The organism is Sorangium sp. So ce124 (assembly GCF_051525235.1).
In the GTDB taxonomy this organism is placed as follows: domain Bacteria; phylum Myxococcota_A; class Polyangia; order Polyangiales; family Polyangiaceae; genus Sorangium; species Sorangium atrum.
Map to the genome: position 1 here is coordinate 12,095,369 of NZ_CP150312.1, position 16,864 is coordinate 12,112,232.

Genomic DNA, 16,864 nt, shown 5'->3' on the forward strand with positions numbered 1-16,864 from the left:
GCGCCGCCCGATGACGCAGCGCGCGTCCACGTCCCCGCGCGGCCGCAGCGCGCAGTGTGGCGCGATCAATTGAGCAGGAGCAGCTGCGTGCCGTCTTTCCCGCAGAACATCGCCTCGCTCGGATAGCGGTCGCCGCAGGTGGGGCAGATCTTTCCACGAGCCCGCAGCGTCGGCCGGACCGGCGCCGCGGCTGGCCCTGCGACGCCCCCGAACGAGGCCTCTGCGGGCGCCGGGGTTCCCTCGGCGCCTGCGCTGTCGTGCTCGCCGGCGGCGCCGGCCATGGAGGCCGGGCCTTCCACCTCGCCTCCTGTCCGCCGCCGGCCTCGGCGGAGCAGGATCAACCCGGCAAATCCGAGGCAGGCCGCGACCCCACCCACGATGGCCACGAACAGGTTCTTGCGCTGGCGTCCCAGATCCTCGCCCGAGGTCGTGCGCCCGCCGATGGTGCCGGCCGCGATCACCACGACGGCGGCCTGCTCGCTCTCGCCCGCCTCGTTGAGGCCGCTCGTCGCGAGGAGCGCGTCGTAACGATCGGGGCTCGTCACCTCGATCGCGACGGTCACCCCCTTTCCGGCGATGGACGCGACGAGCCCGAGCGCCCCCTCGCCCGCGCCGGCGCCGAGCGAGAGGGCGCCTGTCGCGTCGACCGTCGCGGCGGACGCGAGCGGCCCCGGCGCGATCGACCACGTGGGCCTCGTCGGGAGCGCGCACCCCTCCGCATCCATGACCAGCGCGCGGAACTGAAAGCGTTCGCCCGGCCGCATGAGCTTGCGCGACGGCGTGACCTCGAGGCGCGCCGGCTCGCCGGGGGCGTCGCAGGTGCGCGAGGCTGCAGGCTTCTTCTCGGCTGCAGCGGGCGCCGCGGACGCCACCGGCGGCGGGGCGCTCGCCACCGGCGGCGGGGCGCTCGCCACCGGCGGCGGGGCGCTCGCCGCGGGGGGCGCCTCGCCCTCGCGCCGGACGAGCGTGTAGGTCCGCGTCCTCGTCACGGACGCGCTGCAGGTCGTGTCCTGGATGATGAACTGGTACTGCCCCGTCTCCACCATGTTGATGCTGGCGTCGGTCGCCTGCGTCGTGGTGGTGACCACGGCCCGGCGGGGGTCGCTGGCCGGCGTCGTGCAGCGGGTCTGCCAGGAGCGCGCGTTGCCAGAGGCCGAGTGCTTGCTCCGCGCGAGCCCGGGCATCTGCTCCCAGCACTCGGCGGTGCTCCACGACCGTCCGGCGCCCGAGATCGAGAGCTCCGAGCCGTGCTGCTGGATCTGCACGGCGCCGCCCGGGGCGCCCTGCGGGCGCGGCCTGGGCCCGCACGCCTGCCCCCAGGCGGCGACCGACCACTGTTCCGTGAGCGCGCTCGCCGTCCAGGACCCGCTCAGCGTCGGCAGGTCCTGCGCGGCGCCCGCGCGGGGGACGGCGAGGACGATGGACGCGAGCGACGCGAGCGACGCGAGGCGAAGCGCGTGGAACAGGGCGGACGAGGCGAGCAGCGGGCGTCGCACAGCCGAACCGTAGCAGCGCCCGCGCGCGGGCGGCAGCCGGCAGGCTTGGAGCGCCGCCCGCGCGGCGCGGGATGCGCGGGGTGCGCGGGGTGCGCGGGGTGCGCGGGGTGCGCGGGGTGCGCGGGGTGCGCGGGGTGCAACTGACGCCAGATGATCGCAGCGAACCGCGACGCAGCCTGCTCGCTCCGCCTAACGAGCGCCGCGTGACAAGCAACGCCCGGGCCCACCCGTACCCGAAACCAAGAGCCACACAAAATGCTCACGCCCCGAAAAAGGATCTAGACAGGCAAAGCAAAGACTCGTTATCTTTAAAAATGGTCCTGTGTGCGTTCTGCATCAAATCTCGTCAGGCACTCCCGCGTACCTGATCCGATCCTGTTCGTCCCTCGACCCCTGCGAAGGGTCGGAGAGGGCTGCTCAGCGTCGCCGCACGCCGCCGAACGCCGCCGCACGCCGCCGAACGCCGCCGAACGCCGCCGAACGCCCAGAGCCCCCCGCGAGCCGCGAGCTTGCGCACCGACCGTCGAGCTGGCGAGTGTTCTGGCGATCGAACTCGATGCGCCAGACTGCGCTCGTCGCCACGAACCGTGAGCAAACGGCGAGCAGCCGCGAGACGACGAAAAGCGTCACCGCACGACCCAAAATTGTCACCGTACAACTCGATAACTTTCTCGCGTCTATCGCCAAAAAGATCTGGACACTTTCATCTCTGAGTTGCTAACTTGAACACTGTCACCTTGCGCATCCGCTTTCCGATCGAAGCAAAAGCACCCGCGTACTTGATCCGATCCTGATCAGCCCGCGGGGGCTCATTCCGACCGGAGCCCGCGAAACCGACCTCGCCTGACCCGTGTGTCATGGTGCCTGCTATTCGGATGGCGCTCCATCAATGGTTCACCCGTGAGGACCTCAAGGAGCTACCCATGAAGCAGTTTGCAATCGCATCTTCTGCCGCCCTCGCCACGTTGTTCATCACCGCCACCGGCCTCGCCAACACCGCCGCTCCGTCTCCCACGTGCACCGTGATCAAGCGGGGTGTCCTGGGCGACGTCTACAACGCCGAGATCTGGAGCCTCGCCCCGAGCTACCACGTCCCGACCCCGTTCGAGGTCAACACCGGGTACTCCAGCTCGGTCGGAGAGAAGCGCGCCCTGTTCCGCTTCGATCTGAGCTCCATCCCCGCCGGCTCTCTCGTCACGTCGGCCAATTTCTACGCCCTGACGTACACGAGCACCGCGAAGACCGTGTACGTCCACCAGGTACTAGCCCCCTGGAGCGAGGAGCTCGTGACGTGGAACAACTTCGGCGGCATGGACCCCGCCGCGTTCACCTCGTTCGTGCCCAACGTCACCGGGTGGAGCACGGTCGATCTCACCGGCATCGTGCAGGACTGGGTGAACGGGACGTCGCCGAGCTACGGGATCCTCCTCGAGGAGGGCGCCAGCGGAAAGACATCGTACAAGGGCAGCGCCCACACCGACCTGGGCTACCGCCCTCTCCTCGAGGTCTGTTACACCGCGCCGAAGGGCTCGATCGGCGACAAGGTGTGGTTCGACGCGAACGCGGACGGCGTCGAGGACGCCTCCGAGCTCGGCATCTCCGGCGTCGTCGTCGACCTCTTCGGCGACGCCAACTGCGACGGTGTCGCCGACGGCGCCCTGCTCCAGACGGCCGTGACCGGCGCGAACGGGGTCTACCGCTTCACCGAGCTCGAGGCGGGCTGTTACGCCGTCGACGTCGACGACGCGACGCTCCCGCTCGGCCACATCCTGACAAGCGACGACGAGCCGCTCGGCGTGTCCCTCGACGCGGGCGAGAACGTGGCCAACGCCGACTTCGGCTACGTGACCTACTCGTCGATCGGCGACACGGTCTGGCTCGACAGCGACGCCGACGGGCTCTACGAGCCGGAGACCGGCGAGCTCGGCGTCAACGGCGTCCGTGTCGAGCTGTTCCAGGGGGCCCAGCTGATCGACTTCACCATCACCGGCACGAGCCCCTACACCGGCCAGCCCGGCTTCTACCTCTTCGACACGCTCCCGGCGGGCACCTACTCGGTGGTCATCACGCCCGACAACTTCATGACGAGCGGTCCGCTCGCCGGGCAGGAGCCGACGGCCGACCCCGACGGCGGGCTCGACAACGTGGGCGTGGTCTCGCTCGGCTGGGCACAAGACCTCCTCGACGCGGACTTCGGCTACCGGCTCTCCTGCGGCAACGGCGTCTGCGGCGGCGGCGAGAGCTGTTCCAGCTGCGCTGTCGACTGCGGCGTCTGCCCGCCCCAGTGCGGCAACGGCACCTGCGAGATCGGCGAGGACTGCGGCAGCTGCAGCGCCGACTGCGACGTGTGCCCGCCGGTCTGCGGCGACGGCACCTGCAACGGCAGCGAGAGCTGCAGCACCTGCGCGGCCGACTGCGGCGCCTGCCCGCCGGTCTGCGGCAACGGCACCTGCGAGGCCGGCGAGGACTGCGGCACCTGCTCGGACGACTGCGGCGCCTGCCCCGCGGTCTGCGGCAACAACGTCTGCGAGAACGGTGAGGACTGCTCGAACTGCACCGGCGATTGCGGCGCTTGCCCCGCGGTCTGCGGCAACGACAGGTGCGAGGCCGGCGAGAACTGCCTCGAGTGCCCGAGCGACTGCGGCATCTGCCCGCCGGTCTGCGGCGACAAGGTCTGCGCGGTCGGTGAGACCTGCTCGAACTGCGCCGGCGACTGCGGCGCCTGCCCGCCGGTCTGCGGCGATGGGGTGTGCAAGGCGGGCGTCGAGAACTGCTCGAGCTGCGCCGCCGACTGCGGCGTCTGCAAGTGCTCTTCCCCCGGCACCGGCTCCCCCGGTTACTGGAAGAACCACCCGAACGCCTGGAAGATCACGAAGCTGACCATCGGCGGCAAGACGTACACGAAGTCCCAGCTGCTCGACATCATCAGCCGTCCGACGCGGGGCGACGTCACCTACATCATCGCGAAGCACCTCATCGTCGCCAAGCTCAACGTCGGTATCGGCAACCAGTCGAGCTGCATCGAGGACACCATCGCCAAGGCCGACGCCTGGCTCAAGAAGTACCCGCTCGGCAGCAACGTGAAGGACAACTGCAGCAGGAACGCGCCCTGGGCGACCGGCGAGCCCCTGGCCGAGAGACTCGACAAGTACAACAACGGCTATCTCTGCGCCCCCCACCGCGACGACCTTGACTGCGAGGACAACCGCAACGATCGCGACCATGACCGCGGCTGCGGCCGCTGAGACGTAGTCGCGAGCGCCCCCGGGGCCAGCGCCCGCTCCAAGCGACCAGCCTGGAGAGCCGCCGACGCTGGCCCAGCCTCTTCCCCCTCCCGGCCTCCCCTCCCCCTTCCAGCCTCCCCTCCGCCCTCCGCCGCCTCCTCCTCGCCGCGCCTGGCGGGATGGCCACCTCGTACTCAGGACGGAACGTTCCTCGACGCGCGTGGACACCGTATGCCCCCGTATGGGCGTGATCTGCCCCTTCCGCGGCAAATTGCCCCTGCCGCCCCGAAGGGAGCCCCCCGCTGGCGCCGCCTACGCCTCGAACAGCGCCCCGCCAAGGAGCGGGGTCGAACCCGTCGAGGCCGCTCCACCGCAAGGCAGGACAGCATGGCACGGGCGCTGCAAATCCTGCGGGGCTGAGCTCCGAGGACCGCGGTAAACGGTCCAACGACACAGCGTTGGCGGGCCAGAAGAAGGAGAAGTTGCCATGAACCTGACGGAAAGCTGGATTGGCGATAAGCCCCTGGTCCCGCCTTGCGGCTTGTTCGGCAAAGGTCAGCATATCGTCCTGGCCGAAGACGACGATGACTTCCGGTCCACGATCGCCATGGCGCTCCGCAGCGACGGGTTCGAGGTGTCCGAGGCGCGAAACGGCCTCGAGCTGCTCGACAAGGTGGCGCCCTGCCTCGGTGGGAACGAGCCCCCGAAGCCGATCGACGCGATCGTCAGCGATATCCAGATGCCCTGCTTCTCAGGGATGGAGATCCTGGAGGGCCTCGCCGAGGTGAGGCGGCGGCCGCCGGTCATCCTGATCACCGCGTTCGGCCACCCGCACCTCCACGCAGCCGCACGCAGCCTGGGCGCCTCGGCCGTCTTCGAGAAGCCGTTCGATCTGGACGACCTCCGCAGCGTCCTGTTCAACCTGAAGGACGCGCCCGGCTTCGACGGCGGCTACTGACAAGGACTGACGTGGACTGGACGAGGGGGCGCGCCTGCGCGCGCCGGGGCCGCCGCTCAGCCGTCCGGCCGCGGGAGCGGGGTCGCCGCCGCCCAGCGCGCGACACAGCCCCGCTCCTCCTCGGTCATCTCGAGCATGCTCGCCACCGTCCCGTCCAGGTGGCGCCGGGCGTCGGCTGGCAGGCCCGCGTTCGCCGGGCCGAGCTCCCGTCCGAGCGCGTCGAGCGCCGCGATCAGGGCGGCTCCCGCCGGCGGGGGCGCAGGGATCGCGCGCAGGTGCGCGATCTTCACCTGCGGCATGCCCTCGCGCGCGTCCCGGTGACGGGTGTAATGCCACCAGCGGACAGGAGAGGAGTTGAGATAACAGAGCAGCGCGAACTCGCTCCAGGTGGCGTCGGAGAAGCCGGCCAGGATCGAGTTGCGGAACGGGAGGCCGTCGCTCAGCGCGGCGATCGGATAGCGGGCGGTCTGGCGGATGAGCAGCCGCACCGCCTTCCAGTCCTCGTCCTTCCGGAAGCGGCCCTTCACGCCGGCGCGATCGACGTGGTGGCGCGGCGCGCGCGCGACGAGCTCGCCCACGTCGGCGCCCTCCCGGATGGGGCAGGTATACGGCGGCTCCGGGGCGTCCGCGCGCCGGATGCGCTCGGCGTCCTCGGTCGTCGTCTGGAACCCGCGCTCGCCGAACAGGGCCGCCGGCAGCGGGGGCAGCGCGCCGAGCCGATCGAGGAGCCGGCGGGACACGACGTCGAGATCCGAACGCGCGAGCGGCCACGAGGCGATCGCAGCCGCCCGCGGGGCGGCGGGGGAGAGGCGGGTCGAGAGGAGGCCCATGCACGGCTGGAACACGCCGTCGAAGGCGCCGCTGCCGAAGCTCGGAAGGTCGGAGTCCACGGCGCAGAGCGCGTCGTGCGCGCGCCGCGTCGGGCCGTATCCATCGAGATCCGACACCGACGTGGGGATGACGAGGCCGAGCCGCCCGCCCGGCCGCAGCAGCGATGCGGCCCGGTGCACGAACAGGCCGTGCAGCGAGCGGTAACCGTGGAACGCCGGGTTCCTCCGGAGGTGGAGGTGGAAGACCTCGGGCGCGATCGGCTGCGCCGCGCGGCCGACGTACGCGACCCACGGCGGATTGCCGATCACGGCGTCGAAGCCCGGCTCGGGGCGATCGAAGACGCCGGGGAACGCGAGCTCCCAGTGCAGGAACCGGCGCTCCTCGGCGATGCGCCGCGACAGCGCCGCCCGCGGATCGGCCGGCTCGCGCGCGGCGGCCATGTAGCGCGCGAACGTGGCAGGCGCCGGCGCCAGGGCCGCGAGCTCGCCCGCCGGCGGCCAGAACCACAGGGCCATCCAGGCGTCGAGCGCCGCCTGGTCCGCCCCCTCGAGCCCATCGCCGAGCGCTCGCTCGGCGCCCTCTGGCCCACCGCAGGGCGCTCCCTCGGCGCCCTCTGGCCCACCGCGGGGCGCTCCCTCGGCGCCCTCCGACCCGTTGCGGAGCGCTCCCTCGGCGCCCTCCGGCCCGTTGCGGGGCGCTCCCTCGGCGCCCTCCGGCGTCGCGCCCTCCGGCCGCGGGGGTAGAGGAGCCTGCCGCAGCAGGGCCCGCCGTGTTTGCCGCTCCCCGCTGCCGCCGGGCAGCTTCGCGGCGGCCGGGAAGCCGCCGACCTCCGCGCGCTCGGCGCCGATGAGGCTATCGCCGCAGCGGAGCTTGCCGTCGAGGAAGCTCAGCGGGAGGCGCGCGTCCTGCACGACGAGCCACAGCGATAGCCTGGCGAGGTCGACCGCGAGCGGGTCGAGGTCGACGCCGTGCAGACAGCGCTCCGCCACGAGCGCCATCGCGCGAGCGAGCGGCGGCTGCGGCGGCTCGTCGCGCGCGAGCGGCGGCGCCGCGCCGGCGCTCTGCCACGCCTCGACGAGGCGCGCGGCGAGCTGGCGGCATGCCTCCACCAGGAACGCGCCGGACCCCATCGCTGGATCGCACACGGCGAGCGCGAGGACATCCGCGGGCGCCGCCGGCCGGCCGTCCCTGTCGAGCAGCGGCGACAGCGTGCGCTCGACGACGTGCGACGTGATCTCCCGCGGCGTGTAGTACGAGCCCGCGCGCCGCCGGAGCTGCCCCGGCTGCAGGTAGAGCGCGCCCCGCGCGATCCGGTCCGGGTGCCGCGGGGACGCGCGTCGCGCGAGCGCCTGCGACAGCTCGGCCACGCTTCCGGCCGCGGCGACGCGCGCTGCCGGCCGCGCGCCGAGCTTCAGGTCCGCCGCCTCCTCGAGCCGCGCGAGCCGGTCACGGCCGGGGAGGGCGAGGAGCGCCTCCAGATCGACGACGACGTGCGACGGCAAGAGCGCCATCGACTCGCCCTCGGCGATCTCAAGGTCAAAGGCGATCAGGCCCTCGTAAAGCGTGCCGAGGTGCTCGACCTCGAGCTCGCCGTAGCGCAGCGGCACGCCGTCGTGCGCGAGGAGCGCCGAGAGCACCCGGTGGAGCGCGCCGTCGCTGAGCCACGGTCTCCCCTCCAGGAAGGGATGGGCGTCCGGATCGCAGAGGCCGCCGCGCGCGCCCCCGGGACCGCGATCGCGGAGCGCGCGGAAGAGCGCCGCGATCCTCGCCCACGCGCCGTGGCGGCGCTCGAGGTCGTCTCCCTGCCGTCGCCGTTCTTCCTGGAGATCCTCGAAGAGCCGAGCGAGCGGCGCGCCGCCGCCTTCCACGCCGGCGAGCAGGCCGCGCGCCTCGGCGTAGAGGAGGAAGATGAGCCGCATCAACGCGGACACGAGGCCGGCGCGGAGGCGCCGCCGCCCTTCGGCGGAGCCGGCGCACGCGACGTCGCCGCCCTGCGTATCCGCCGCCTGAAAGCCGCGGAGGACCTCGCCGAGCGCGCCCTGCGCCCGGTCCCGGAGCTGCCGCGCCACGCCGTCGGCGGACGGCCCGGATCCGTCGAGGGACGCGCCCGTTCCCCTCGCGGCGCCGCGCGGGGCGAGGGCGCCGCCCCGTTCACGGTCGCGGCCCATGGCGGCGCTGAGCTGAGGGCATTCCGAGGACACGCAGGTTCCGCAACAGCATTGCGGATGAGACCGGGTGCAGGCAAGCGCCCCGGCGCGGCGTCGCGCCCCGTCGTGGCGGTCCGCGCGGCCCGCGGCCGGCCGCGGCGCCGCGCGGACCGCCACGGCGGGAGGAACGCCGAGAGGAGACCTCCATGTCCCGACCCCTTCCGGCGCTCTCGGCGCTTGCCCGTGCCGCTCCTCGAGCCGCGCGGCGCGCTGGAGAGGAGTCCTTCCTCGCCCGGAGGTCCTCACCCAGCACGGTTTACCGAGATCCTCGTGAAAGCATCTCTGGCACGCGGCCCCATGGAGGTATGGTTCGTGCCGCATGCTCAAGAATGAATCCTGAGCTGTTCGAACGATACGCACTCGCTCATTCACGCAATTCACGCGCTGACTCCGTGGCGCGGCGCGGCGCCCTGCTCGCCGCGCTCCTGCTCGGGATCTCGGCGTGCCACGGCGCGAGCGAGGACCCTGCGCAGGAGCCCACCGGCGCGGTCGCCGGCGGGATTGACCTCTATTCCGGCATTCCCCAGGACGGCATCGTCCTCGGGGACCCGGACGCGCCGATCACGCTGGTCGAGTTCTCGGATCTGCGCTGCTCGCATTGCCGGGATTACGGGCTCGAAATCTTGCCGGTGATCCTCGAACGCCATGTGAGGACGAAGCAGGTGAAGCTCGTATTCCGGAATCTCGCGTTCCTCGGTCCGAGCTCCGTGCAGGCTGCGCGCATGGCTGCCGCGGTCGGGATGCAGGATCGGCTCTTCGATTTCGTCGACCGCTTCTTCCGGCTCCAGGAGCGCGAGCGCCCGGCGATCACGGACGAGCTCCTGTTGCGCGTCGCCTCCGAGGTGCCGGGCGTGGACGCCGATCGAGCGATGGCGCAGCGCGACAGCCCGGAGGTCGTGAAGCAGCTCGAGGCCGCGCGGGCCGAGGCGGTGGCGCTCCAGGTCCGGGGCGTGCCGGCGCTGTTCCTGATCCGGGAGGGGCAGGAGCCCCGCCGGCTCCGCCTCACCTCGATGTCGCCGGAGCCGATCTCCCGCGCGATAGAGGAGATCATGCTCGAGCCGCGATGACGCGGGTGAACCGCCGCGACCGCCGCGATGACGCGGGTGAACCGCCGCGACCGCCGCGACGGGCACCGGCGCCTCGCGCGCTTTTTGGTACGCTCGCGCGGGGATGACCGCATCGCCGCTCGTGTTCCCTCCCCGCCCCCCCTCGCTGCGCGGCCGTCGCCGCGAGCTCGCGACGCTCGTGGCGACGGTCCGCGCGTCGCGCCCGACCCGCGTCGCGCTCGTCGGCACCGGCGGCAGCGGCAAGTCGACGCTCGCGTGCGCGCTCGGGCACAAGCTCGCGCGCGAGCTCCCCGGCGGGATCCACTGGTTCCGGGTCGGCGCATGGGACGCGCGCACGCTGCGCGGCATGCTGTCGCTCCGCTTCGGGGCAGGGCCGTCGCCATCGCTGCCTGCGCTGCGGAGCCGCCTGCGGGCGCTCGGGGAGATGCTCATCGTGCTCGACAACCACGAGCACGACCGCGCCGTCGCCGAGCTGCTCGACGGCCTCCGCGACGAGGCGGTGACCTGGGTCATCACGGCGCGGCGCTGCCTCGTGGCCGGCGTCTCCATCTTTCCGGTCATCGCGCCGCTCGTGACCTCCGGGCGGAGCCCCTTCCCAGCGGTCGCCTCGCTGACCCGCCTGCTCCGCTGGAACCCGGTCTCCCTGGAGCTCGCCGACGCGATCGTCGAGAGCGGCGCGGCCGACGTCGCCGAGCTCCACCGGTGGCTCGTGGCGGGCGGCGTCGACCGCGTGCAGGTCATCGATCACGAGGACGACCTCCCCGAGGTCGGCCTGCTCGTCGCGTGGGCTTTCCGCGGGCTCTCGCCGGCGGCGCGGCGGATGCTCGCGGTGCTGGCGCACTCGAACGGCGACCACATCGACGAGGGCTCCCTCGCCGAGCTCGCGCGGGCCGGACGGCGCGCCGGCGACGCGCTGGCCTCGCTGCGCCGCTTCCGGCTGGTGCAGGAGCCGTTCGCGGGCCGCTTCGCGCTGCACGCGACGGTGCGCCACGCCGTGTTGAAGCGCACGCAGATGGATCAGCGCCGCTTCTTCGATCACTATGTGGCGCTCCTCGAGCGCTCTCCGGAGCGGCTCGATCTCGAGCAGACCCACCTGTTCGCGGCCATGGACTACGCGCACGACATCGGGAGCGTGGCGGCCGCGCTCCGCGTGAACGAGCTGCTGTCGCGGCTGTCGCTCTGAAGCCCGCGCCGGCTCCGGGAGCCCGGTGCGAGCGCGAGCGTCGATGGACGCCCTCGCCGCTCTCCCTGCTCGACCCCGCTCGACTTCAGATCACCGCGGCGCCTCCGGGCCCCCCACGTGCTGGCGGCAGAGCTCGACGAGGCGCTTCAGCACCCATTGCCCCGCGGGCCCCTGCACGAGGCCCGGCCTGTGGACCACGGCGAGCGGCAGGACGTGCTCGTCGTCCCCCCACGCCGCCGGCCAGAGGCGGACCAGGCGCCCGGCGCTGAGGTCGTCGCGGATCATGTGCTCTGGCAGGTTCCCCCAGCCGAGCCCCGCGCACAGGAGCTCTCGCTTGGTCTGGAGATCCACGACGCGCCAGGTGCGGGGGGACAGGACGGCCTGCTCCGGCGAGCGCGCTCCGCCGCGCTCGCTCAGCACGATCTGCACGTGCTCGCGCAGCTGCTCGGTCGCGACGCGCGCGCCGCGCGGCCCTGCGGCGGCGAGCGGGTGTGTCTTGCCGACGACAGGCACCATGCGCACCGAGGTGAGGTGCTGGCGCTCGAGCCCCTGGGCCGTCGCCGTCGGCCCCACGACCCCGAGCTGGCATGTGCCGTCGAGGACGCGATCGGCGACGGCGGCCATGGTCTCGGTGTGGACGACGAGCTCCACGGTGGGGTAGACGCGCGCGAACTCGACGCAGAGATCGACGAGCGCGGACAGCGGAAAGACGGCATCGACGCACAGCGAGACGAGCGGGTCGAGGCCGCCGGCGAGCCGCTGCGCGGTGCTGCTGAGCGCGTCGGCGTCGGCGCACACCCGCCGCGCGGCGCCGAGCAGGACGCGGCCGTGCTCCGTGAGCGCCGGGATCCTCGTCGACCGGTCCCAGAGGGCGACCCCGAGCTGGCTCTCCAGGTTGGCCATCGCGTGGCTCACGGCCGACTGGACACGCCGGAGCTTCCTGGCCGCGGCCGAGAAGCTGCCCTCATCGGCGACCGCGAGGAACGTGCGCAGCTGTTCGAGCGTGATGGAGTCGTGCACCGCGCATCACCATGCCACGGCCCGCCGCGGTGCGGTGCGGTCGCAGGGTAAGTGGGTGGGCGCGTGCGTGCGCCCGCCGGAGGCCGCGGCCCCTCTGCGCTGGTGATGTCCCTGAAAGCGGCGCGGCGGCCAGGACAGGCGAGGAGCGTTTTCCCAAGGGGTCTACCCTCCAGCGGGCCCGCATCGTCCGCGGGAAGGTAGACCCCTTTTTCTCACGCTCCTCGCCTGCCCCGGCCGCCGGCCGCGCGCTCAGCCGAGCGCGCTCGTCACAGCCTGGAGCAGGCCTACCCGCCTGTCAAAGCGCCGGCTTGGCGTTCTTCACGCACTCCACGAAATACTCGTGGAACCACTGCCCCGCCTGCGGCGCGCGCGTGTCCGCGTTCTCCTTGCCGCAGAACAGGTCGTAGCGCGGCTGACCCTCCTGGCCCACGCCGTCGGAGTCACCCGGCGGCTTGACCCACACGAAGGCGTCGAGGTTCGTCGCGCCACCCGGGTTGGCCTTGGGCCGCTCGCCCATGCCGGCGCCCTTGTTGTTGCACCAGTAGCCCCAGTCCGCCCGGATGTTGCCGACGCCGTTGCGGCTCGTGTCGATGATGAAGTGCTTGTCGCCGAGGCCCTCGGCCGCGAGCGCCGAGGCCATGGCATCGACGTAGTCGAACTCGCCGTAGCAGGGATTGCTCTGCTGATCGTAGCTCTCCGAGCTGTAGCTGAGCTGGGTGTAGTTCGCGACGTTGGTCGCGAAGCCGCGGACGCTGGCCGGGCTGCCGGCGGCCTTGATGACCTCGGCGAAGATCTGGGCGCCCTTCTTCTGGTTGTCAGGCCAGCCGAGCCAGCCCGAGTGCGCCGCATCGATGTACTGGTACACGTGCGGCATATTGAGCTCCTTGAGCGCGTGCGCGACGTTGTCCCGGTAGGACTGCGCCGTCGTCTCGTCGCATCGCTTCCCGCCCAGGTTCGTCGCGATGTTGGGGAGCGAGTCGGGCTCGATGACCGCGGCGATGCGCTGACCCGAGTGAGCGGCGAGGATCTGCTTGATCGGGGCGATGTACTCTTCTTTGTACCGCTGGGTGCCGTTTTGAGCGAGCTGGAGCTCGCCGTTCGACGCCTCGGCGAAGCAATCGCGGTTCGGAAGGTCGTACACGACGATGAGCGCAGTGACCGGCTCACAGAGCTCGTTCTGGAGCTTGAGCGCCGCGTCGAGGTAGGCCGGGAGCTCCTTGATCGCCTCGATCCTGTCGAGCCAGAACGCGGTCTGGATCTCCTTGACCTTCTCCATCTTCGCCTTCAGGGCCGTATCCGTGACCTTCGCGATCGACGAGTCGACCTTGACCACGTAACCGGGGTCCACGAAGAGTTTCGCGCCCGCGAACGGGTTGCCATTCGGCGCCGCGATGTCGACCGCAGGAGAGCAGTTGCCGCCGCCCGAAGCCGCGCTGGTCGTCGGGTCGATGCCGCCGCTGCTCGTCGTCGTCGGATCGACGTTGCCGCTGCTCGTCGTCGTCGGATCGACGTTGCCGGTGCTCGTCGTCGTCGGATCGACGTTGCCGGTGCTCGTCGGGGTGCCCGCGCCCACGCCGCTGCTCGTCGGGGTGCCCGCGCCCACGCCGCTGGTGTTGCCGCCCCCGCCCGTCCCGTTCGTGTCACCGCTCCCGCCGTCTCCGCCGCACGCCGTGAGCGCAAGGATCACCGCAACCGACGTTGCCAACCCCAGCTGATGCGCATTCCTTCTCAGCATATTAAGCCTTTCATTACTTCAACGAAGAAACCAGGCCAATTCAACGCGTCAAATAGCGGGCCGAATTTAGACCAAAGGCATCTCTCGGGCAAGGACAAACGACGGCTATCCCACGCCAGCGCGGCTGCGTTAATAGTGCGCTATGTAGGTATTTTTCCACGGACGCTGAAACGACCGACCCCTCTCGACGCGCGTCACACGTGCCTCCTCCGCGCGGCCAGCCGCGAGCAGCTGCAGCGGTTCTGCAAGGGGAGAACGCACCGGCGGCGGGGGCGAGCGCCCTCCACTCATCCACTCAACGCAACGCGCAACCACCGCGACTCCACAGTTGCGAGCACGGCTGCGCCCGGATGTGACACGGCAGTGTGACACGGCAGACCGATAGAAGGGTTTCAGTTCTATTTCCAAGGTTGCCGGCGACGACGAACTCCGCCTCTCCGAGCGATAACGCACACCAGGGCTGCTCGGCGCTCTGCGCCGGGCGTCATGCGCGATGGCGACGCATGGCGCCATCGCGCGTCCGAGGGTCGAGGGGCGGAGTGCGCCGCTCGCCCGCGGCCTGCGCGTGGACCGCTTCGAAGCCGGGCGCTCATGACGTGACAGCGAGCAGGATCGCACCCCACGTCCGCGCCTCGCTCGTGTCGCTCGATCCGTCGCAGCGCGTCGGCGTCACCCGGCCGTCACGGAGCGCTTTCTGGCCGGCCGTCGCCGATCGGTTAGGCTTCCGTCCCCCTTTCGTGCAGAGCCTCCCATGCGCATCGCTGTCGTCTCGCTGATCCTCGCCCTCGTCCTCGGCGTCCTGGGCGTGTATGTGCATCGGCGCGCATCCGGGCTGCTCGGCCTGGGTGTGCGCGCCCGGCGCGCGCTCGCGTGCCTGCTGGCCGCCGGCATCATCGCCATGATCTTCGCGCGGCTCGGGCGCGGCGCGCTGCCGGACGGGGTGCTCCGCGGGATGGGGCTCGCCGGCAGCACGCTCTCGCTCGGCGTCCTGATCTCCGCGGTCCTGCTCGCCGTCGTGGACCTCGGCCGGCTGATCGCCCGGCTCGGGGGCGCCGCGCTCCGGCGCGCGACGGCGGCCGGACCCGCGGAAGGCGGGACCAGCCGCCCTGCCGGCGCGACGCCTCACCTCGAGGAGGGAGCAGCGCGAGAGGAAGGCGGCCCCGCGGCCCTGCCGCTCCCGCCGCCGTTGGAGCTGCCGGCGCTCGCCCGCCGCGACTTCCTCGCGACCGGGGCCGCTGGCTCCGCGTTCCTCATCGGCGGCGGCAGCGCGGTGTACGGCGCGCTGCTCGGGCGACACGACTACACAATCGAAGAGGTCGCCATCCCGATACCGGGCCTGCCGCGGAGCCTGGACGGGTTCACCATCGTGCAGCTGTCCGACATCCACCTCGGGCTGTTCGTCAGCGAACCGGAGATGCGCGCCGCCGAGGATCTCGTGCGCGAGGCCCGCGGCGATCTCGTCGTGATGACGGGTGATCTCGTCGATTTCGATCCGAGGTACGCCGAGCACCTCGGACGCCTCACGCGGAGGCTCGGCCCGCTCGCCCGGCATGGCGTCGCGGCGATCCCGGGCAACCACGACCACTTCGCCGGCATCGACGCGGCGCTGGGCGCGCTGGAGCGCGGCGGCGCGCGCGTGCTCAGCAACCGCGGGTGCGTCGTGGGTGGGCCCGGCGGCGCCTTCGCGTTGCTCGGCGTCGACGATGTGTGGGCGCGGGGGCGGGTCCCCGGCGGCGGTCCGGACCTCGGCCGGGCGCTCGCGGACGTGCCCCGCGATCTGCCGCGCGTGCTGCTCTGCCACAACCCCGTGTTCTTCCCGGAGGCGGCCGGCGAGGTGGCCCTGCAGCTCAGCGGCCACACCCACGGAGGCCAGATCAACCTCCTCGTACGGCCCGCCGATCTGCTGCTCCCCCACGGCTACGTCGCCGGGCTCTACCAGCGTGGCAGTTCGCATCTCTACATCAACCGCGGCTTTGGCACCGCCGGACCGCCCGCCCGCGTCGGAGCGCCGCCCGAGGTGAGCCGTATCGTCCTCGTCGCCGCCTGACGTCCCGCCCGACGCCGTCCCCGTCGAGCTCGCATGGCGCGGGCGAGCAGGCGGCCGAGCTCGGTGTCGATCTGCAGAAGGCCCCCGCGTGCTCCCGGGCGCTCGATGGTCTCCGGGACAGGCATGTTCTCGGATCCTTGATTCCCGTGCTGAGGGTGTTCACCCTCCGATGTGCAATGAGCGCAACACGTGCGACCCGTACGACACGCGCGATGCCTGAGAGGCGTGCACCACGCGCGATGGGCGCGGCACGTCAGCGCGCGCTGACGGCCTCGGGCCCCCGGCGGGCGCTCCTCCTCGGGATCGCGCTCGCGATCGGCGCCGAGGGGTGCGCGCGAGCGCCGCTCGCCGCTCCTCTCGGCCGTGTCGGCCGCAGCGATCCGCCCGCCGCCCTACAGGAGCGCGCTCCGCAGGGCGCGGCTCCGCCTGCGCCGGATCCTCCGCCGCCCGCGGACGAGCCCGTGCTCATCGAGCTCGAGGTCCCGGACTTCGGCCCCGCGGTGGTCGTGACGCCGCGAGGCGTGGGGCCGCGGCCCCTGCTCGTGGTCGCGCACGGCGCGGGCGATCGGCCCGAATGGCACTGCGACATCTGGCGCGGGATCGTGAGAGGGGCCGGGTTCGTGCTCTGCCCGCGCGGCAAGCCGATCGACGTCCGGGCGCCGGACGCCGGGCGGATCTTCTACTACCCGGACCATCACGCGCTGAGCCGCGAGGTCGCGGCGGCGGTCTCGGCGCTGTCGGCGCGCTTCGGGGATCGGGTGGATCTCCGCGACCCGATCTATGCGGGGTACTCGCAGGGGGCGATCATGGGCGCGCTGCTCTTGCCCGGGCATCCCGCCCGCTTCGCGCGAGCGGCGCTGATCGAGGGTGGCTACGGCAGCTTCGACGAGTGGACGCCCGGCGCCGCCCGGCGCTTCCACGGCGGCGGCGGGGCGCGGGTGCTCCTCGCGTGCGGCCGGGCCGACTGCGCGGCGCGGGCGCGCAAGACGCGGGAAGTGCTCGAGCGCGGCGGCGTCACGGCGCGCGTCGTGCACGCCGTGGGGGCCGGCCACAGCTACGGCGGCCTGATGGAACGCGCGCTCCACGAGGCGTACCC

General features: G+C 72.2%; 9 protein-coding genes. 5 read left to right on the forward strand and 4 right to left on the reverse strand.

Features of this window, described 5'->3' with window-relative positions:
• Positions 1-65 precede the first annotated feature (65 nt).
• Positions 66-1,496, reverse strand: coding sequence for a hypothetical protein (locus WMF19_RS45435; protein ID WP_437896048.1), 1,431 nt, complete (start codon positions 1,494-1,496; stop codon positions 66-68).
• Positions 1,497-2,419: 923 nt separating this feature from the next.
• On the opposite strand from WMF19_RS45435, the gene WMF19_RS45440 reads away from it, so the two are divergent.
• Both WMF19_RS45440 and WMF19_RS45445 read left to right on the forward strand, forming a co-directional pair.
• A complete protein-coding gene (locus WMF19_RS45440) occupies positions 2,420-4,741 on the forward strand; it encodes an SdrD B-like domain-containing protein (protein ID WP_437896049.1) in 2,322 nt (773 codons plus the stop codon).
• Between the two features lie 466 nt (positions 4,742-5,207).
• Positions 5,208-5,678: a response regulator gene (locus WMF19_RS45445; RefSeq protein WP_437325833.1), complete on the forward strand. Its 471-nt coding sequence runs from the start codon at positions 5,208-5,210 to the stop codon at positions 5,676-5,678.
• 56 nt (positions 5,679-5,734) lie between these two features.
• Here the strand turns inward: WMF19_RS45445 and WMF19_RS45450 are convergent, their stop codons facing one another.
• Positions 5,735-8,677 (reverse strand): Eco57I restriction-modification methylase domain-containing protein, encoded by a 2,943-nt coding sequence (locus WMF19_RS45450; RefSeq protein WP_437896050.1) that lies wholly within the window; start codon positions 8,675-8,677, stop codon positions 5,735-5,737.
• A gap of 431 nt (positions 8,678-9,108) precedes the next feature.
• On the opposite strand from WMF19_RS45450, the gene WMF19_RS45455 reads away from it, so the two are divergent.
• Positions 9,109-9,783, forward strand: a complete 675-nt coding sequence (locus WMF19_RS45455; protein WP_437896051.1) for a DsbA family protein — start codon at positions 9,109-9,111, stop codon at positions 9,781-9,783.
• Positions 9,784-9,886: 103 nt separating this feature from the next.
• The gene (locus WMF19_RS45460; RefSeq protein ID WP_437325836.1) at positions 9,887-10,966 is read left to right on the forward strand and encodes a hypothetical protein; all 1,080 of its coding nucleotides are present in this window, start codon (positions 9,887-9,889) and stop codon (positions 10,964-10,966) included.
• Positions 10,967-11,056: 90 nt separating this feature from the next.
• Here the strand turns inward: WMF19_RS45460 and WMF19_RS45465 are convergent, their stop codons facing one another.
• Both WMF19_RS45465 and WMF19_RS45470 read right to left on the reverse strand, forming a co-directional pair.
• Complete coding sequence (locus WMF19_RS45465; protein ID WP_437896052.1) at positions 11,057-11,986, reverse strand: LysR family transcriptional regulator; 930 nt, start codon at positions 11,984-11,986, stop codon at positions 11,057-11,059.
• Between the two features lie 295 nt (positions 11,987-12,281).
• Positions 12,282-13,691 (reverse strand): glycoside hydrolase family 6 protein, encoded by a 1,410-nt coding sequence (locus WMF19_RS45470; RefSeq protein ID WP_437896053.1) that lies wholly within the window; start codon positions 13,689-13,691, stop codon positions 12,282-12,284.
• A gap of 781 nt (positions 13,692-14,472) precedes the next feature.
• On the opposite strand from WMF19_RS45470, the gene WMF19_RS45475 reads away from it, so the two are divergent.
• Positions 14,473-15,768 carry a metallophosphoesterase gene (locus WMF19_RS45475; RefSeq protein ID WP_437896054.1) on the forward strand — a complete coding sequence of 432 codons (1,296 nt, stop codon included), beginning with the start codon at positions 14,473-14,475 and terminating at the stop codon, positions 15,766-15,768.
• Positions 15,769-16,864: the final 1,096 nt, after the last annotated feature.

What these genes read in the sequence shown, in the direction of transcription:
- WMF19_RS45440 (WP_437896049.1), top strand. Translation starts at nt 2,420, where the DNA reads ATGAAGCAGTTTGCAATCGCATCTTCTGCCGCCCTCGCCACGTTGTTC.
- WMF19_RS45475 (WP_437896054.1), top strand. Translation starts at nt 14,473, where the DNA reads ATGCGCATCGCTGTCGTCTCGCTGATCCTCGCCCTCGTCCTCGGCGTC.
- WMF19_RS45450 (WP_437896050.1), bottom strand. Translation starts at nt 8,677, where the DNA reads ATGGGCCGCGACCGTGAACGGGGCGGCGCCCTCGCCCCGCGCGGCGCC.
- WMF19_RS45445 (WP_437325833.1), top strand. Translation starts at nt 5,208, where the DNA reads ATGAACCTGACGGAAAGCTGGATTGGCGATAAGCCCCTGGTCCCGCCT.
- WMF19_RS45460 (WP_437325836.1), top strand. Translation starts at nt 9,887, where the DNA reads ATGACCGCATCGCCGCTCGTGTTCCCTCCCCGCCCCCCCTCGCTGCGC.